The sequence below is a fragment of the Rhodoplanes sp. SY1 genome, assembly GCF_046000175.1.
Lineage (GTDB): Bacteria > Pseudomonadota > Alphaproteobacteria > Rhizobiales > Xanthobacteraceae > Rhodoplanes.
The window spans coordinates 88929-103486 of the sequence record NZ_JBEOMB010000047.1; the positions used below are offsets into that span (position 1 = coordinate 88929).

The 14558-nt window shown below is 66.7% G+C and carries 14 protein-coding genes and 1 tRNA gene; 7 read left to right on the forward strand and 8 right to left on the reverse strand.

Translation table 11 applies throughout. The features are described from left to right. Positions 1-26 precede the first annotated feature (26 nt). From ABTU92_RS13535 to ABTU92_RS13550, 4 genes are all read left to right on the forward strand, one after another. Positions 27-2561 carry a DNA translocase FtsK gene (locus ABTU92_RS13535; RefSeq protein WP_408091412.1) on the forward strand — a complete coding sequence of 845 codons (2535 nt, stop codon included), beginning with the start codon at positions 27-29 and terminating at the stop codon, positions 2559-2561. A gap of 213 nt (positions 2562-2774) precedes the next feature. After that, positions 2775-3566: an outer-membrane lipoprotein carrier protein LolA gene (locus tag ABTU92_RS13540; protein ID WP_408091414.1), complete on the forward strand. Its 792-nt coding sequence runs from the start codon at positions 2775-2777 to the stop codon at positions 3564-3566. A 125-nt stretch (positions 3567-3691) separates the two neighbouring features. Continuing rightward, on the forward strand, positions 3692-4729 hold the full coding sequence (locus ABTU92_RS13545; RefSeq protein WP_408091416.1) for an alpha/beta fold hydrolase: 1038 nt from the start codon (positions 3692-3694) through the stop codon (positions 4727-4729). Positions 4730-4814: 85 nt separating this feature from the next. Beyond that, a complete protein-coding gene (locus tag ABTU92_RS13550; protein ID WP_408091418.1) occupies positions 4815-5630 on the forward strand; it encodes an exodeoxyribonuclease III in 816 nt (271 codons plus the stop codon). A 225-nt stretch (positions 5631-5855) separates the two neighbouring features. Here ABTU92_RS13550 and ABTU92_RS13555 read toward each other — a convergent pair whose 3' ends face one another. Then, the gene (locus ABTU92_RS13555) at positions 5856-6311 is read right to left on the reverse strand and encodes a Crp/Fnr family transcriptional regulator (protein ID WP_408091420.1); all 456 of its coding nucleotides are present in this window, start codon (positions 6309-6311) and stop codon (positions 5856-5858) included. A 254-nt stretch (positions 6312-6565) separates the two neighbouring features. Beyond that, positions 6566-7252, reverse strand: coding sequence for a response regulator transcription factor (locus ABTU92_RS13560; protein ID WP_111358883.1), 687 nt, complete (start codon positions 7250-7252; stop codon positions 6566-6568). A gap of 144 nt (positions 7253-7396) precedes the next feature. Between ABTU92_RS13560 and ABTU92_RS13565 the strand changes: the two genes are divergently transcribed. Then, positions 7397-7951, forward strand: coding sequence for a L,D-transpeptidase (locus ABTU92_RS13565; RefSeq protein WP_408091422.1), 555 nt, complete (start codon positions 7397-7399; stop codon positions 7949-7951). Between the two features lie 197 nt (positions 7952-8148). Here ABTU92_RS13565 and obgE read toward each other — a convergent pair whose 3' ends face one another. The 6 genes from obgE to rplU all read right to left on the reverse strand — a co-directional run bounded on the left by obgE (position 8149) and on the right by rplU (position 11442). Then, positions 8149-9189, reverse strand: coding sequence for a GTPase ObgE (gene obgE / locus ABTU92_RS13570; RefSeq protein WP_408091424.1), 1041 nt, complete (start codon positions 9187-9189; stop codon positions 8149-8151). A gap of 7 nt (positions 9190-9196) precedes the next feature. Further along, positions 9197-9637: a type II toxin-antitoxin system VapC family toxin gene (locus ABTU92_RS13575; protein ID WP_408091426.1), complete on the reverse strand. Its 441-nt coding sequence runs from the start codon at positions 9635-9637 to the stop codon at positions 9197-9199. Beyond that, on the reverse strand, positions 9634-9960 hold the full coding sequence (locus tag ABTU92_RS13580; protein WP_408091428.1) for a type II toxin-antitoxin system Phd/YefM family antitoxin: 327 nt from the start codon (positions 9958-9960) through the stop codon (positions 9634-9636). The genes ABTU92_RS13575 and ABTU92_RS13580 overlap by 4 nt, the downstream gene beginning before the upstream one ends. Positions 9961-9964: 4 nt before the next feature. Next, positions 9965-10579 (reverse strand): GNAT family N-acetyltransferase, encoded by a 615-nt coding sequence (locus tag ABTU92_RS13585; RefSeq protein WP_408091430.1) that lies wholly within the window; start codon positions 10577-10579, stop codon positions 9965-9967. 154 nt (positions 10580-10733) lie between these two features. Next, entirely contained in the window at positions 10734-11009 is a 276-nt protein-coding gene (gene rpmA / locus ABTU92_RS13590) for a 50S ribosomal protein L27 (protein WP_378477765.1), read from the reverse strand. 100 nt (positions 11010-11109) lie between these two features. Next, positions 11110-11442 (reverse strand): 50S ribosomal protein L21, encoded by a 333-nt coding sequence (gene rplU, locus ABTU92_RS13595; RefSeq protein ID WP_408091432.1) that lies wholly within the window; start codon positions 11440-11442, stop codon positions 11110-11112. 381 nt (positions 11443-11823) lie between these two features. Between rplU and ABTU92_RS13600 the strand changes: the two genes are divergently transcribed. Together ABTU92_RS13600 and ABTU92_RS13605 are read left to right on the forward strand one after the other, a co-directional pair. Beyond that, positions 11824-11913: transfer RNA gene (locus ABTU92_RS13600), tRNA-Ser, on the forward strand. Positions 11914-11993: 80 nt separating this feature from the next. Beyond that, on the forward strand, positions 11994-14372 hold the full coding sequence (locus ABTU92_RS13605; RefSeq protein ID WP_408091434.1) for a glycosyltransferase: 2379 nt from the start codon (positions 11994-11996) through the stop codon (positions 14370-14372). Positions 14373-14558: the final 186 nt, after the last annotated feature.

The window sequence follows — 14558 nt, forward strand, 5'->3', positions numbered from 1 at the left end:
GCCGCCCGGGCAGACACGGGGACGCAATGCCCGCACTGCAGCGCCGAGTCGGAGCGGCGACCCTGCTGCCGGACGAGCTCCGGGTGGGGCTGGAGCGGCGCGTCCGCCAGCTCGTCGGGCTCGTGCTGGTCGGCCTCGCCATGCTGTGCACGGCGGCGCTCGTCACCTGGTCGGTGAAGGATCCGAGCCTCAGCCACGCCACAGCGGCGCCGGTGCGGAATCTGCTCGGCGCCCCCGGCGCCATCGCGGCCGACCTGTTCATGCAGCTGTTCGGCCTCGCCACCCTGGCGCTGGTCGGCCCCGTCGCCGCCTGGGGCTGGCGGCTCGCCCATCTGCGCCGGTTCGATCGCGAGCGGTGGCGGGTGCTCGCCTGGGCGCTCGGCGCGCCGCTCGCCGCCGGCTTCATCGCCTGCCTGCCGCGCAGCGCCGCCTGGCCGCTGCCGAGCGGGCTCGGCGGCGTCATCGGCGATTTTCTGGTGCGCGGCCCGGCGTCGCTGCTGCCGTCCGGCACCGGCACCACGGTCCTGGCCGCGCTCTACGGCACGCTCGCGATCGCGGCGCTGCTGTTCGCCAGCGGCGTCGGTTTCGCCGAGGCCGATCCCGACGCGCCGGTCGCCAAGGCCAAGCCGGCCCCGAAGAAGGCCGCCCCGCCGCCGCCGCCGGCCGCCGACCCCGAGACGGACGATGACGACGACTCCGGGCGCGACCGCGCCTCGATCTCGCTCGGCTTCGTGGTCCATTCGCTGCTCAGCCTGAAGGCGCGGGCGCTGCGGCTCGCCCGCCACGGCGTCCTGGCCGGCATCGCGCTGGCGAAGACGACGCGCGCGCCCGACATCGACCACCGCACCTTCGAGCGCCGCGAGCCGCGTTTCGACGGCGACACCGGCGAGGTCGCCGAGCGGCGCGCCTACGACGAGACGCCGCCCTTCGACGCGGCCGACGCGCCGGAGGCCGAGGACGAGATCGAGGAGGAGCCGGCGCCCAAGCGCGCGGCCAAGAAGCTGCCGCCGCCCAAGAAGCCGCCCGCCAAGGCGAAGGCGAGCGAGTACGAGCTGCCCTCCGTCAACCTGCTCGCCGCCCCGAAGGCGTCGGACCGCCACGCCCCGTCGATGGACCTGATCAAGGCCAATGAGGCGTCGCTGCAGACCGTGCTGGGCGATTTCGGCGTGCGCGGCGAGATTCTCGACGCGCATCCAGGCCCGGTGGTGACGCTGTACGAGCTGGAGCCGGCGCCCGGCATCAAATCGTCGCGGGTGATCGGGCTCGCCGACGACATCGCCCGCTCGATGAGCGCCGTGTCGGCGCGCGTCGCCGTGGTGCCGGGCCGCAACGTGATCGGCATCGAGCTGCCCAACGCGACGCGCGAGAAGATCTATCTGCGCGAGATGCTGGCCGCCGAGCAGTATCACGACTCCTCGGCCAAGCTGCCGCTCTGCCTCGGCAAGACGATCGGCGGCGATCCCGTCATCGTCGACCTCGCCCGCATGCCGCATCTGCTGATCGCCGGCACCACCGGCTCGGGCAAGTCGGTCGCCGTCAACACCATGATTCTCAGCCTCCTGTACCGGCTGCGGCCGGACCAGTGCCGGCTGATCATGGTCGATCCCAAGATGCTCGAATTGTCCGTCTACGACGGCATTCCGCATCTCCTCACGCCCGTCGTCACCGACCCGAAGAAGGCCGTGGTCGCGCTGAAATGGGCGGTGCGCGAGATGGAGAGCCGCTACAAGAAGCTCTCCAAGGTGGGCGTGCGCAACATCGACGGCTACAACGCCCGCCTCCAGGAGGCGAAGGCCAAGGGCGAGCGCCTGTCGCGCACCGTGCACACCGGCTACGACAAGGAGACCGGCACGGCCATCTACGAGACCGAGGAGCTCGATCTCGAGCCGCTGCCCTACATCGTCGTCGTGGTCGACGAGATGGCCGACCTGATGATGGTCGCCGGCAAGGACATCGAGGGCGCCGTGCAGCGCCTCGCCCAGATGGCGCGCGCCGCCGGCATCCACGTCATCATCGCGACGCAGCGTCCCTCGGTCGACGTCATCACCGGCACCATCAAGGCGAACTTCCCGACCCGCATCTCCTTCCAGGTGACGTCCAAGATCGACAGCCGCACCATCCTGGGCGAGCAGGGCGCCGAGCAGCTGCTCGGCCAAGGCGACATGCTCTACATGGCGGGCGGCGGCCGCATCAGCCGCGTCCACGGCCCGTTCGTGTCGGACGAGGAGGTGGAGAAGATCGTCCGCCACCTGCAGGCGCAGGGCACCCCGCAATATGTCGAGGAGGTCACGGCCGAGGAGCCGGAGGGCGACGGCGAGGCCGTGTTCGACGGCACCGCCATGGGCCAGGAGGGCGGCGACCTCTACCAGCAGGCCGTCCAGGTGGTCCTGCGCGACCGCAAGGCCTCGACCAGCTACATCCAGCGCCGCCTCCAGGTCGGCTACAACAAGGCCGCCTCGCTGATGGAGCGGATGGAGCAGGAGGGCATCGTCGGCCAAGCCAACCACGCCGGAAAGCGCGAGATTCTGGTGGGCGGGGAGGGCGGCGAGGACAGCTTCTGAGCGACCCGCTATGCTGGTCGAAGGCGGCGCCCGAGTCGCGCCGGAGCATCTTGGTCGGAGCACCTTGGGGAGACGGTCGGGCCGCGACACCGCGGCCCCCGGGCCGTTGGACTGTCGCCCCGGGGCCGCCGCCGGCGTCTCCCGGGTCGCGAAATCGCCATAGACCTGGACGACAGGTCTTGTCTCTGAGGATGGGGTGAATCGGAGATGAACATGCGGACTTCGGGGGCGGCCGCGCGGATCGGCAGCTTGACGCTCGGGACCTGCCTGCTCGCGGCCTGCCTGGTCGGCACCACCGCTGTCGCGGCTGCCGAAACGGTTCCGCTGCCGGTGCCCTCGCCCAAGAAGCGGGTCGCCCAGGCGACGCCGCCGGCCCGCGCGCCACTGTCGGCGCCGGGCCTCACCGGCACTCCGACCACCGGCTCGATCGTCCCGGTCGCGGCGCCCGCCCAGGGTCGCGGCCTCGACGGCTCGCAGAAGGTGCTGGCCGACAAGGTCAGCGGCTACCTGTCGGGCGTCCATGCGCTCACCGGCAACTTCATCCAGGTCGGCCCCGACGGCGGCCGCACCGAGGGCCAGTTCTACATCCAGAAGCCCGGCAAGGTGCGCTTCGAGTACAACCCGCCGAGCCCGATCGACGTCGTCGCCGACGGCAACTCGGTGGTGGTGCGCGACCGCAAGCTCGCCACCCAGGACCTCTACCCGCTGTCGCAGACGCCGCTGCGCTATCTCCTGGTCGACAAGATCGACCTCACCAAGGACACCAACGTCGTCTCGGTCTCGGCCGACGACGTGTTCGTCACCATCGTGATCGAGGAGAAGCAGGCGCTCACCGGCACCCACAAGCTGATGATGATGTTCGGCGCCAAGGACATGCAGCTCAAGCAGTGGACCGTGACCGACCCCCAGGGCTACGACACCACGGTGGCGGTCTACAATCTCGACCCGACCGCCAAGCCCGATCCCGGCCTGTTCAGGATCAACTACGAGCGCATGCTGCAGTAACGCGGCGCCGCGGGCGCACCGCCTGCCGCGCGGGCGGAACAGAAGCATCGTCACGGATTTGTTCGAAGGGCGCGCCGGCCGGTGCGCCCTTTGCCGTTGCGGGCTGCCGACCGCGGGACATCTCCATGAAGCCGATGACGAAAACCCGCGTGCGCACGCTCGGCGTGATGGCCGGCCTGCTCGCCGTCAATGCCGCCGTGGTGGCCATCGCGACCCGCCGGGCGGAACGCAGAAATCCGCCGCGCGGCCGCTTCGTGCGGGTGATGGGGCTGCGACTGCACGTCGTCGAGGCCGGCCCGCCGGACGCGCCCGCCGTCCTGCTCCTGCACGGCAACGGGGCGATGACCCAGGACATGGCGGCGAGCGGCCTGATCGCCCGGCTCGCCCGCACCCACCGCGTCATCTGCCTCGACCGGCCGGGCTTCGGCTGGAGCGACCGGCCGCGCCGCCCACTGCCGCCGGAGGCACAGGCCGAGCTCGCCGGCGACCTCCTGCGCCTTCTCGGCATCGATCGCGCCGTCGTGGTCGGCCATTCGTGGGGCACGCTGGTCGCGCTCGCCCTCGCCGTGCAGGCGCCGACGCTCGTCGCCGGCCTGGTGCTGGTGGGCGGATACTATGTGCCGACCCGGCGGCTCGACGTCTGGCTGGTGTCCGGCCCGGCCTGGCCGGTGCTCGGGGCGCTGATGCGGCACACGATCTCGCCCGTGATCGGGGCGCTGATCGCGCGGCCCTTCGTGCGCCGCCTGTTCGCGCCGCGGCCGGTCGCGCCGGCTTTCCGGGCCGGCTTCCCGATCGGCATGGCGCTGCGGCCCGAGCAGCTTCGTGCCGTCGCCGAGGAGTCGGTCGCCATGATCCCGGCGGCGCGGCGCCTGCGCCGGCGTTACGGGGAGATCGCCTGCCCGGTGACCGTGCTGGCGGCCGGCGGCGACCGGCTGGTCGAGCACTTCCAGGGCACCCGCCTGGTCGAGGCGCTGCCGAACGCGACGCTGCGGATCGTCCCGGGCGTCGGCCACATGATGCATTACGAGCCGCAAGTCGCAGATGCGATCGCGGCCGCTGCCGCCGCGCTCGCCCCGCCCATTCCGCCCCTCGTCGTCAAGGCCCCCGAGGCGCCGGATCTCGAGACGGCGCCGCCCACCCGGGCCGGAGCGGCGGCGGAATAAGGCGTATTCTGCAGGTGGATTGGCGGGCCTGGGCCTTGCTCCGGCCCGCATCCCGGCTATCAAGGGGACCGAAGCGAAGGTCCCGATGCCCCTCACCATCTCCACCTGGAACATCAACTCGGTCCGGCTGCGGATCGAGCTCGTGGCGAAATTCCTCAAGGCGACCCGGCCGGACGTCCTGTGCCTGCAGGAGACCAAGTGCCCGGACGACGCCTTCCCGCTGAAACGGCTGGCGAAGCTCGGCTACACGCATGTCGCGCTGAGCGGCCAGAAGGGCTATCACGGCGTCGCCATCGTCTCCCGCCTGCCGTTCGAGGCGACCGCCACGCGCTCGTTCTGCGACAAGCAGGACTGCCGCCACGTCGCCGTGACGTTCGGCGAGCAGGCGGGCCTGAAGGACCCCGCGACCCTGCACAACTTCTACGTCCCGGCCGGAGGCGACGAGCCCGATCCGGCCGTGAACCCGAAGTTCGCCCACAAGCTCCAGTTCCTCGACGAGATGCGGGCCGCCGACGGGCTGCATCCGGCGAACGGCGCCCGTTCGATCCTGGTCGGCGACCTCAACGTCGCGCCGCTCGAGCACGACGTGTGGAGCCACAAGCAGATGCTCAAGGTGGTCTCGCACACGCCGGTCGAGTGCGAGAAGCTCGTCGCCGTGCAGCAGGCGGGAGCCTGGGTCGACGCCATGCGGACGCACGTGCCCCCGAGCGAGAAGCTCTACACGTGGTGGAGCTACCGGGCGACCGACTGGGCCGCCTCCGACCGCGGCCGAAGGCTCGACCACGTCTGGGTGAGCCCGGCGCTCGGCGACCGGGTCTCCTCCATGACCGTCACCCGCGCGGCGCGTGGCTGGACCCAGCCCTCCGACCACGTGCCCGTGACGGTGAAGCTGGAGATGTGAGTGCGGCCGGCATTCCCGCTTCGCGACACGGGTTCCGACTCGTCATGCCCGGCCTTGTGCCGGGCATCCACGCCTTGAAGTCTCGGTCGCGACGAAGACGTGGATGGCCGGGACGAGCCCGGCCATGACGAAGGTCTCGAATCCGCGGGTTCGGTCGCCCGTCGGGCGCGTCTGGTCGTGGTGTCTGGTGCATCAGATCGCCGACTGATGCATCACTGGCGGGGGTCACCGCCCCAGATCGAGATTCGCCCGCACCTGGGCGATGTCCTCGGCCGTCTCCATGGCGCGCGTCGCGAGGTGGTCGCGCAGCCGGAAGGCGGCGTCGGGGAAGCCTTCCAGCATCTTGAGGAAGAGCTGGCGTGGGATGCGCATCACGGTCGACGGCTCGGTCGCCGTGGCGCTGACGGGGCGAATCGTGTCGATCAGGAGCGCGATCTCGCCGAGCAGCACGCCGGGACCGACCGACACCAGCGGCCCGTCCGGGCGGTCCGAGTCGAGCCGGAAGGCCCCTTCCTGCACCACGTAGCCGCAGTCGGCCGGCTCGCCGGCCCGGAACAGCATGTCGCCCACATCGAGCGACCGGCTCTCGCAGCCGATGGCGAGAATCCGCAGCGCATTCGGCCCGAGCAGGCGGAACGTCGGCACGCTCGCCAGGAAGCCGATATCGTCCTCGATGCTCATTGGGGCGAAGCGACGCTGCCGGACTCTTGGGGGCGCCTTCCGGGACGGCCGGTTCCGTGATGGCAGGACCGGCCGCACCCCCCGCGACCGGTTCGCTCGAATTTACCGCGAGTTCGGCGAAAGTGGATTCCGAACTTCCCCGCAGCCGAATCGTAATCCGATAACCTTAAATAGAAATTCCCGTCGCGCCCGGCCCGTGGGTCGGCCGGCGAACGGTTCGGGCCGGGCCGACGGCGGCCCCGGGCCGGCGTCCCTCACGGGACCAGCTTGTACCCGCCCGCCTCGGTGACCAGGATGGCCGGGTTGGCGGCGTCGCGCTCGACCTTCTGACGGAGCCGGTAGATGTGGGTCTCGAGCGTGTGGGTGGTGACCCCCGAGTTGTAGCCCCAGACCTCCTGGAGCAGCACGTCGCGCGACACCGGCTTCTGCCCGGCCCGGTAGAGGAAGCGCAGGATCGCCGTCTCCTTCTCGGTCAGCCGCACCTTGTTGCCCTTCGGGCTGACCAGGAGCTTGGAGCTCGGCCGGAACGTGTAGGGGCCGATGGCGAAGACCGCGTCCTCGCTCGCCTCGTGCTGGCGCAGCTGGGCGCGGATGCGGGCGAGCAGGACGGCGAAACGAAAGGGCTTCGGCACATAGTCGTTGGCGCCCGACTCGAGCCCGAGGATCGTGTCGGAGTCGGTGTCGTGGCCGGTCAGCATGATGATCGGCGCCTTGAAGCCGTTCTTGCGCAGGATGCGCACCGCCTCGCGGCCGTCGATGTCCGGCAGCCCGACATCCATCAGCACCAGATCGAACGGCCCGGCCTTGGCGGCCTGCACGGCCTTGGCGCCGGTGTCGACGGCTTCGGGCTCGAACTCGTCATGGAGCGAGAGCTGCTCCACCAGGGCCTCGCGCAGCTCGGCCTCGTCGTCGACGATCAGGATCTTCCGGGCATTCGGCATCGGTGGCCTCTGGCGCACGCGCACGCAGGGGACGCGCACAAAACACGCGAGTATGGGCGAAGTAGAGCATTCGGGCATAAAAGAGCAAGCGTCCCGACGCACCGGAAGGCGGCCATACCCTTGATTCCTCAGACCCATGGACGAATGGCGGGGGGCCCGGGCCGGCACCTCTCCCGCATCGTGGTGGCGGCGCGTCCCGGCGCCCCGACCCGCGGCTGGCTGATCGCCGGACCGTTGCGCCTGCCGGTCGCGCTCGGCCGGACCGGCCTGAAGGCCGACAAGCGAGAGGGGGATGGGGCAACACCGCGCGGAATCTTCCGCCCGGTGCGGCTGTGGTGGCGGCCCGATCGCGGCCCGTTTGCGTGCTCCGGGCTGCCGGCGACGCGGATCACGTCGGACCTCGCCTGGTGCGAGGATCCGTCCGACCGCCGCTACAACCGGCCGTTCCGCCGCGCCTTGCGGGCCGACGGCTCGGGCGAGCCCGGCGACCTCCTGTGGCGCGACGATCGGCTCTACGACCTGGTGATCGAGATCGACCACAACCGCCGCCCGCGCGTCGCCGGCCGCGGCAGCGCCGTGTTCATCCACGTCGCCCGCGAGGGATTTGCGCCGACCGCCGGCTGCGTCGCGCTCGCGCCGGGCGATCTGCGGCGGCTGCTCGCACGCATCGGGCCGCGGACCCGGATCGTCGTCGGGTGACGTCGTGTCGGCCGCGTGCAGCCGCGTGCCCCGGACAAGGCGCGTCAGGCTGCAGGCCTGATGCGCCGCAGAGCCGGGGCCCAGGGGCGACTCGGCAAGATCGAAGCGGGCGGCGCTGGGTCCTGTCGCTCTGGGTCCCGGGTCACGGCGCGTTGCGCCGCGCCCGGGACACGGAGCCTGTGCTTGGAGGAGACGACTCAGGGCCGCCAGCCGGCGGCCTCGGCCTCCTGGTCGCCGGTCTCGGCGGCGCGGGCGCCGTCGACCACGCCCAGCACGGCGCGGAGCACCTCGGACACGCCCTTGCCGGTGGCGCCGGATAGGAGCAGCGGCGTCGTCTTGGCGGCGCGCTTGAGGCGGGCGACCTGCTGCTTGAGATCTTCGGGCGACAGCGCGTCGATCTTGTTGAGCGCGACGATCTCGGGCTTCTGGTCGAGATCGTGCTCGTAGGCCGAGAGCTCGCCCCGCACCGTCTTGTAGGCCTTGCCGGCGTGCTCGCAGGTGCCGTCGACGAGGTGCAGCAGCACGCGACAGCGCTCGACGTGACCGAGGAAGCGGGTGCCGAGGCCGGCGCCCTCGCTGGCGCCCTCGATCAGGCCCGGGATGTCGGCGAGCACGAACTCGCGCCCGTCGACCGAGGCGACGCCGAGCTGCGGATGCAGCGTCGTGAACGGATAGTCGGCGATCTTCGGCTTCGCCGCGCTCACCGCGGCCAGGAAGGTCGACTTGCCGGCGTTCGGCAGGCCGACGAGGCCGGCGTCGGCGATCAGCTTGAGGCGCAGCCAGATGGTGCGCTCCTCGCCCGGCTGGCCCGGATTGGCACGGCGCGGCGCCTGATTGGTGGACGACTTGAAATGGGCGTTGCCGAAGCCGCCATTGCCGCCCTTGGCGATGACGACGCGCTGGCCGACCGCGGTGAGGTCGGCGAGCAGCGTCTCGTTGTCCTCGTCGAAGATCTGGGTGCCGACCGGCACCCGCAGCACGACGTCGGCGCCGCGCCCGCCGGCGCGGTTCTTGCCCATCCCATGGGTGCCGGTCTTGGCCTTGAAGTGCTGCTGATAACGATAGTCGATCAGCGTGTTGAGACCGTCGACGCACTCCGCCACGACGTCGCCACCGCGGCCGCCGTCGCCGCCGTTCGGGCCGCCGAACTCGATGAACTTTTCGCGGCGGAACGAGACGCAGCCCGCCCCGCCGTCGCCGGAGCGGATGTAGATCTTGGCCTGGTCGAGGAATTTCATGCGCTCATCACGGCGGGTTGGTCGCGCCGTGCTCCAGGACTGGAACGCCGAGTTTTCGCGCGACCGCCTCCATACCGATATCGAAGGTCAGGAGTCGAGCCCCGATTCGCTGGGCGATCGCGGTGTTGATCGCGTCCGGAGCCCGCAGGTTCAGGTCGAGGCGGCGGACGAAGGTGGTGGCGACCGCAATATCGGCGGCGATCGTCTCGACACGGCGCGCGACCCGCGCCGTCCAGGCATCGAAGTTCACAAAGACCTCCTGGGCTTCTTGGGAGGTCAATCCGCTCGTCCGAACCCTGCGTGCGATCGCTGCCGAGAACTCGGCAGCCGCGAAGTCGCTGATGACGACCACCGGAACAGTGTCGCGGAGGACCGTGCTCGCCCGGGCGGAGTTGCTGTCGCGAACGAATAGAGAGACCAGCACACTCGCATCCAGGTAGGCCGTCAATGCTCTCCCTCGTCGCGCATCCGCGACACCAGCGTGCCGGAGTCCTCGCTCGGCTCGTGACCGCCGACACGGTGCGCCGTCAGCCAATCGAGCGCTTCCGGCGTGATCGGCTTCACCTCGGCATGCAGCGGCGTCAGACGCGCCACCGGCCGGCCCTGACGCGTCAGGACGACCTCGTCGCCCCGTTCGGCGCGGTCGATCAGATCGGCGAGTTGGTCGGTCGCTTCGACGCTGTGGGTGCCCATGGTTGAAAAATAAGCTCGAATCTCGCCATCTCCAACCGGATTCGGGCGTCGGCAACCGGTCGACGCCCGAATGGGCATGGTCTTACGCCGAGCAGCGCACCTTGGTGGCGGTGCGGCCCCAGCCTTTCAGCGACGCCCAGATGGCGCGCTCCAGGCGGAAGCGGTCGAACGGCGCCGACGAGCGGATGGCGCGGATGCGGTGCAGCTCGACCCCGGTCCACTGGAAGCCGCACTTCTCCAGCACCCGGCGCGACCCCGGGTTCGAGGTGCGGGCGCCGGCGACGATCGCCTCGACGCCATGCTCGCCGAAGGCGTGGTCGATGAGGGCGCGGGCCGCCTCGGTGGCGTAGCCGCGGCCCCAATGCGGGGCGCCGAGCCAGTAGCCGATCTCCGGCGTCTCGTCGGTCGTCCAGCGCAGCGCGCAGGAGCCGAGCACGGCGCCGTCGTCGGCCCGGGTGATCAGGAACGTGTCCTCGCCGCCGTCCATGTTGCTGACGGCGATCCAGTCCTCGGCGTCGCCGAGACCGTAGGGATGCGGAATACGCAACGTGTTCTCGGCGATCCGGCGGTCGTCGGCGAGCGTCGCTACGGCTTTTGCGTCCTCGAGGCGCGGCGCTCGCAGAATCAGCCGGTCGGTCTCGAGGACGAGGCTACACGCCTCGTGCAGGCCGCCCCTGGGTCGTTCGAGGATGGTCATGGCGGGCTCCGTTTTCCAACTGGAAGGCCTCCGACTGGAAGGCCAAAAGAGAAGGGGAGGCCGGCGCTCTCCGGTCTCCCCTTCTCGGAACCCGCTTGTCCTTCGCGGATCCGCCGGGAGACTTGCGCCGGCGGACCCCGAAGTGATCCACCGTCTACTCGGCCGCAGCCTGCGTCGTCGCCGGTACCACCGACACGTAGGTGCGGCCCTTGGCTTTCGTACGGTACGCGATCGTGCCGTCGACGAGCGCGAAGAGAGTGTGGTCCTTGCCGAGGCCGACGTTCACGCCCGGATGCCACTTGGTGCCGCGTTGACGCACGATGATGTTCCCGGCCCGGCAGCGCTCGCCACCGAACATCTTCACGCCCAGGCGCTGACCAGCCGAATCGCGGCCGTTGCGCGAGGAGCCGCCTGCTTTTTTGTGAGCCATCGCTCGAATCCGTTTCGATCTAGGGGTCTACCGACGAACTGTGACCAAATCATCACCGGGCCGGACACGAAGAGTTAACCGCGCCGGCCCCGCTCCCGCCTCACTCCGCCGCGGCCGCCTGCCCGTCGGTGAGGATGGAGGTGATGCGGACCAGCGTGAAGTCCTGGCGATGCCCGCGCTTGCGCCGCGAGTTCTTGCGGCGGCGCTTCTTGAAGGCGATCACCTTGGGGCCACGGCCCTGGCGGACGATCGTGCCGGCCACCGAGGCGCCCGCCACGGTCGGCACGCCGAGCAGGGTCTCGTCCCCGCCGACCACCAGCACCTCGCCGAACGTCACGGCGTCGCCGGCCTCGCCCGCGACGGTGTCGACCTGCAGCAGGTCGTTCTCGACCACGCGGTACTGCTTCCCGCCGGTCTTGATGACTGCGAACATCTTTCTGTCCTCGTGTTCGGATCCGACCTTTGAGGGGCCGGCTTCTTTCAGTCGGTTCACAGGATCGGCCGCGCGAGCGACCGGATTCGGAAGCCTTGCCAGAGGCTTGCGCTCGGGGAGCGCGAGCCGGCGCGGCCATGTGGGAAGGCGCGGGCCCATCGGGACCCGCGCCGCACGACGGGTTTATGGCGACGGCTCCCGGCCGAGTCAAGGAAGGCGCGGCGATTTGGCCGAGGGTTGTCGCGCCCGAACCCATTGTCCGGCCTGGCATCGCGGCGCGCGACGCGGCTCGCGATCACCGATCGCATGGCCCTTGTGTCGGCGCGGCCGGTTCTGTAGAAGTCCGTCCCGCCGGGCGGCGACGCCCGCACTCGGCCCCGCGGAGAGGTGGCAGAGTGGTTGAATGCACCGCACTCGAAATGCGGCATACGGGTAACCGTATCGGGAGTTCGAATCTCCCCCTCTCCGCCAATTTTTCGGGCTTCTCCGCCCGGTGAGCCGCTCCAGATTTCCCTTGTGGATCAAAGCTTCCGGCATGCGCGAGCAGGCCGATGGCAGAGCGTCCGTTACCCGATGTAGTCCGCCACGTAGTCCACCGTCGCCGACGCGGGCCGACCTATCTGGTCAGACGGAGATCTGTGTATTTCTTCCAGATCCGCCTGCCTCGCCCCGACGTGGACTACATATGCTTTACTGATCACGAATACCTTACTTCAAGCACGTTTGAGATTATTCACGTCCCGCCGATTTATCCCAACAGCACCAGAAATGCGCGTATGGTGAAAACACTATCGCACATTTTCTTGCAAGGTTATGAAGCAAGCTTATGGATCGATGGGAGCACGAAGATTCGTGGGAATGACTTTAAACACCTTTTCGAAGAGGCGCTGACTGAGCACGCAATAGCCGTACATAGTCATTTTCAACGGGCCTGCATCTACGATGAAGCGAGGGAATGCATCGCCCAAAAGAAGGACCGAAGCGAGGTCATCGAGCGTCAAATTCGCTTTTATCGCGATCAGCGATACCCTGAGGGGGCCGGGCTTGTGGAAACGGCGCAGGTTTTCCGACGCCATACCGAAGAGATCGCGCGCTTTAATGAAGCTTGGTGGAGCCTCGTTCGGGATTATTCTGTTCGCGACCAGCTTAGCTTTAATTTCGTTTCTTGGCAATTGGACGTAAAGTACCAGCGCCTCCAAGGGTGTCAGTGGCTCGATCCGTATTTCAAAAATCATTTCCATGTGAAGCGAGACTGGGCGACACTCAAATGTATTTCTAGCGTTTCCATAATCATGCTTGTTCGCGATTCTCTTGATGTAACCAAGAAGTCGATTTCGAGTATCTTGAAGGAAACGCGTTATGATAATTTTCAATTAATCGTTGTCGACAACGCTTCCGGCGACGAGACGAAGCGCTATCTCGCGAGTGTCGTAAGCAGCGACCCTCGAGTCAGAGTGATGACTAATAAGGAAAATGAATCATTCTCTCGTGCGAACAACGATGCTGCGAAGACTTGCGATTCGACGTTTTTCCTATTTATTAATAATGATGTAGAAATCATCGATAAGAATTGGCTATTGATCCTTGTTTCTTCACTTGAGAACGACAGCCTCATCGGAGCAGCGGGTCCGATTTTGCTTTATGGAGATTATACCGTTCAATCTGCCGGAATTGAAGTCACAGCTATCGGCGATACTGTTCAGGCTCCCGCAAAAGAAAATAAGAAATATACGCATTCGTATTTTGCAGACGCAATCACGGGTGCATGTCTCCTTGTTCGCGCTGATCTGCACCGTGCCGTTGGTGGATTTGACGAACGTTTTTTCTACGGTCAAGAAGATATTGACTATTGCCTGAAGTTGCGTGAACTCGGATTTAAACTGAAGGTGATCGTCGACTGCGAGGTTATCCATCACGAGTCCAAGACGCGGGCGTTCAACTTCACCACGCTGCGCAATCGCGAAGTGTTGCGGCTGAAATGGCGCGGTCGTTTTGCTTCGTTACCCCCAAGCAAATCTCCTGTGAGCCGAGTTCCTAAAGCACATTTAGTGCGTTCTTATGCGGATTTATTAAGGGAACGAAAGATCAGCTATCGGAGTCTTCAAGATCTCTCCGTCGATTTAAGGCGTCTAGTTGCACTAATTCCGGAGAAAGTAGATCTGGTAGTGGGGGTGCCCAGGTCGGGAATGGTGCCTGCAATTTTGATAGGTCAGATGAAGAATTGTGCCGTTATCTCTCTTGATGAATTTGTTGCTGGCATCGAACCAGTTCGCGGCGATCGTCCACAAAACTTCGTAAACAAAGGCTGTCTTGAGGTTTTGGTTGTGGACGATAGCATTAATAATGGGAATGCATATCGGCGCGCGAGACAGATGTTAAAGTCAGAGTATCGCGGCCGAGCGTGCAGATTCACTTTTTTAGCTGTCTACGGTTCAGACCTGTGGCGAAACGATGATGTTCTTACCCTAGTCTCGCTGCCAATACCGCGGCTTTTCCAATGGAACTACACAAATCACGGCATAGCGGGCCACGCGTGCTATGACCTGGACGGTGTGCTGTGTGTTGATCCGACGGATGAAGAGAATGATGACGGGAAATTGTACCGACAGTTCATTCTGAATGCCCAACCTCTTTACATTCCAAAATATCGGATTAAAGCGATCGTTACTTCGCGGCTAGAGAAGTATCGCAAGGAAACAGAGGCGTGGTTGGAAGCTAATGACGTAAAGTATGAAAAGCTTTACATGCTAGACCTTCCGTCTAAGGAAGACAGAATGCGCTCCAAGGCGCATGGTTCCTTTAAGAGCGAAGTGTACAAATCGTTATCAAGCACGTACCTTTTCCTAGAAAGCAATGACTCTCAGGCGCAGGAGATCGCTAAGAAAGTCGGGAAACCAGTGATATGCACGGAGAACGACAAGCTCTACTGACGCGCAGCAAGTAGGCTGCAATGTGGCAATTCCAGATCGTGCTGCCTTCTCTGATTTCTGGCACGGGCTGCGACAGAGCCCTGGGTGGGTAGCGGCACCGGACTGATGCTCGACACGGCGGCGATCTTGAGAGTCATGCTGCGACAGACACGGCGTCAAGACAGTTTGTAAGAGCCGATCCAAGAA

Bases quoted from the DNA above. Each gene is read 5' to 3' on its own strand.
- ABTU92_RS13550 (WP_408091418.1), top strand. From the start codon at position 4,815: ATGCCCCTCACCATCTCCACCTGGAACATCAACTCGGTCCGGCTGCGG.
- ABTU92_RS13585 (WP_408091430.1), bottom strand. From the start codon at position 10,579: ATGACCATCCTCGAACGACCCAGGGGCGGCCTGCACGAGGCGTGTAGC.
- ABTU92_RS13540 (WP_408091414.1), top strand. From the start codon at position 2,775: ATGCGGACTTCGGGGGCGGCCGCGCGGATCGGCAGCTTGACGCTCGGG.
- rplU (WP_408091432.1), bottom strand. From the start codon at position 11,442: ATGTTCGCAGTCATCAAGACCGGCGGGAAGCAGTACCGCGTGGTCGAG.
- ABTU92_RS13605 (WP_408091434.1), top strand. From the start codon at position 11,994: ATGGCAGAGCGTCCGTTACCCGATGTAGTCCGCCACGTAGTCCACCGT.
- obgE (WP_408091424.1), bottom strand. From the start codon at position 9,189: ATGAAATTCCTCGACCAGGCCAAGATCTACATCCGCTCCGGCGACGGC.
- ABTU92_RS13560 (WP_111358883.1), bottom strand. From the start codon at position 7,252: ATGCCGAATGCCCGGAAGATCCTGATCGTCGACGACGAGGCCGAGCTG.
- rpmA (WP_378477765.1), bottom strand. From the start codon at position 11,009: ATGGCTCACAAAAAAGCAGGCGGCTCCTCGCGCAACGGCCGCGATTCG.
- ABTU92_RS13535 (WP_408091412.1), top strand. From the start codon at position 27: ATGCCCGCACTGCAGCGCCGAGTCGGAGCGGCGACCCTGCTGCCGGAC.
- ABTU92_RS13555 (WP_408091420.1), bottom strand. From the start codon at position 6,311: ATGAGCATCGAGGACGATATCGGCTTCCTGGCGAGCGTGCCGACGTTC.
- ABTU92_RS13545 (WP_408091416.1), top strand. From the start codon at position 3,692: ATGAAGCCGATGACGAAAACCCGCGTGCGCACGCTCGGCGTGATGGCC.
- ABTU92_RS13565 (WP_408091422.1), top strand. From the start codon at position 7,397: ATGGCGGGGGGCCCGGGCCGGCACCTCTCCCGCATCGTGGTGGCGGCG.
- ABTU92_RS13580 (WP_408091428.1), bottom strand. From the start codon at position 9,960: ATGCCCATTCGGGCGTCGACCGGTTGCCGACGCCCGAATCCGGTTGGA.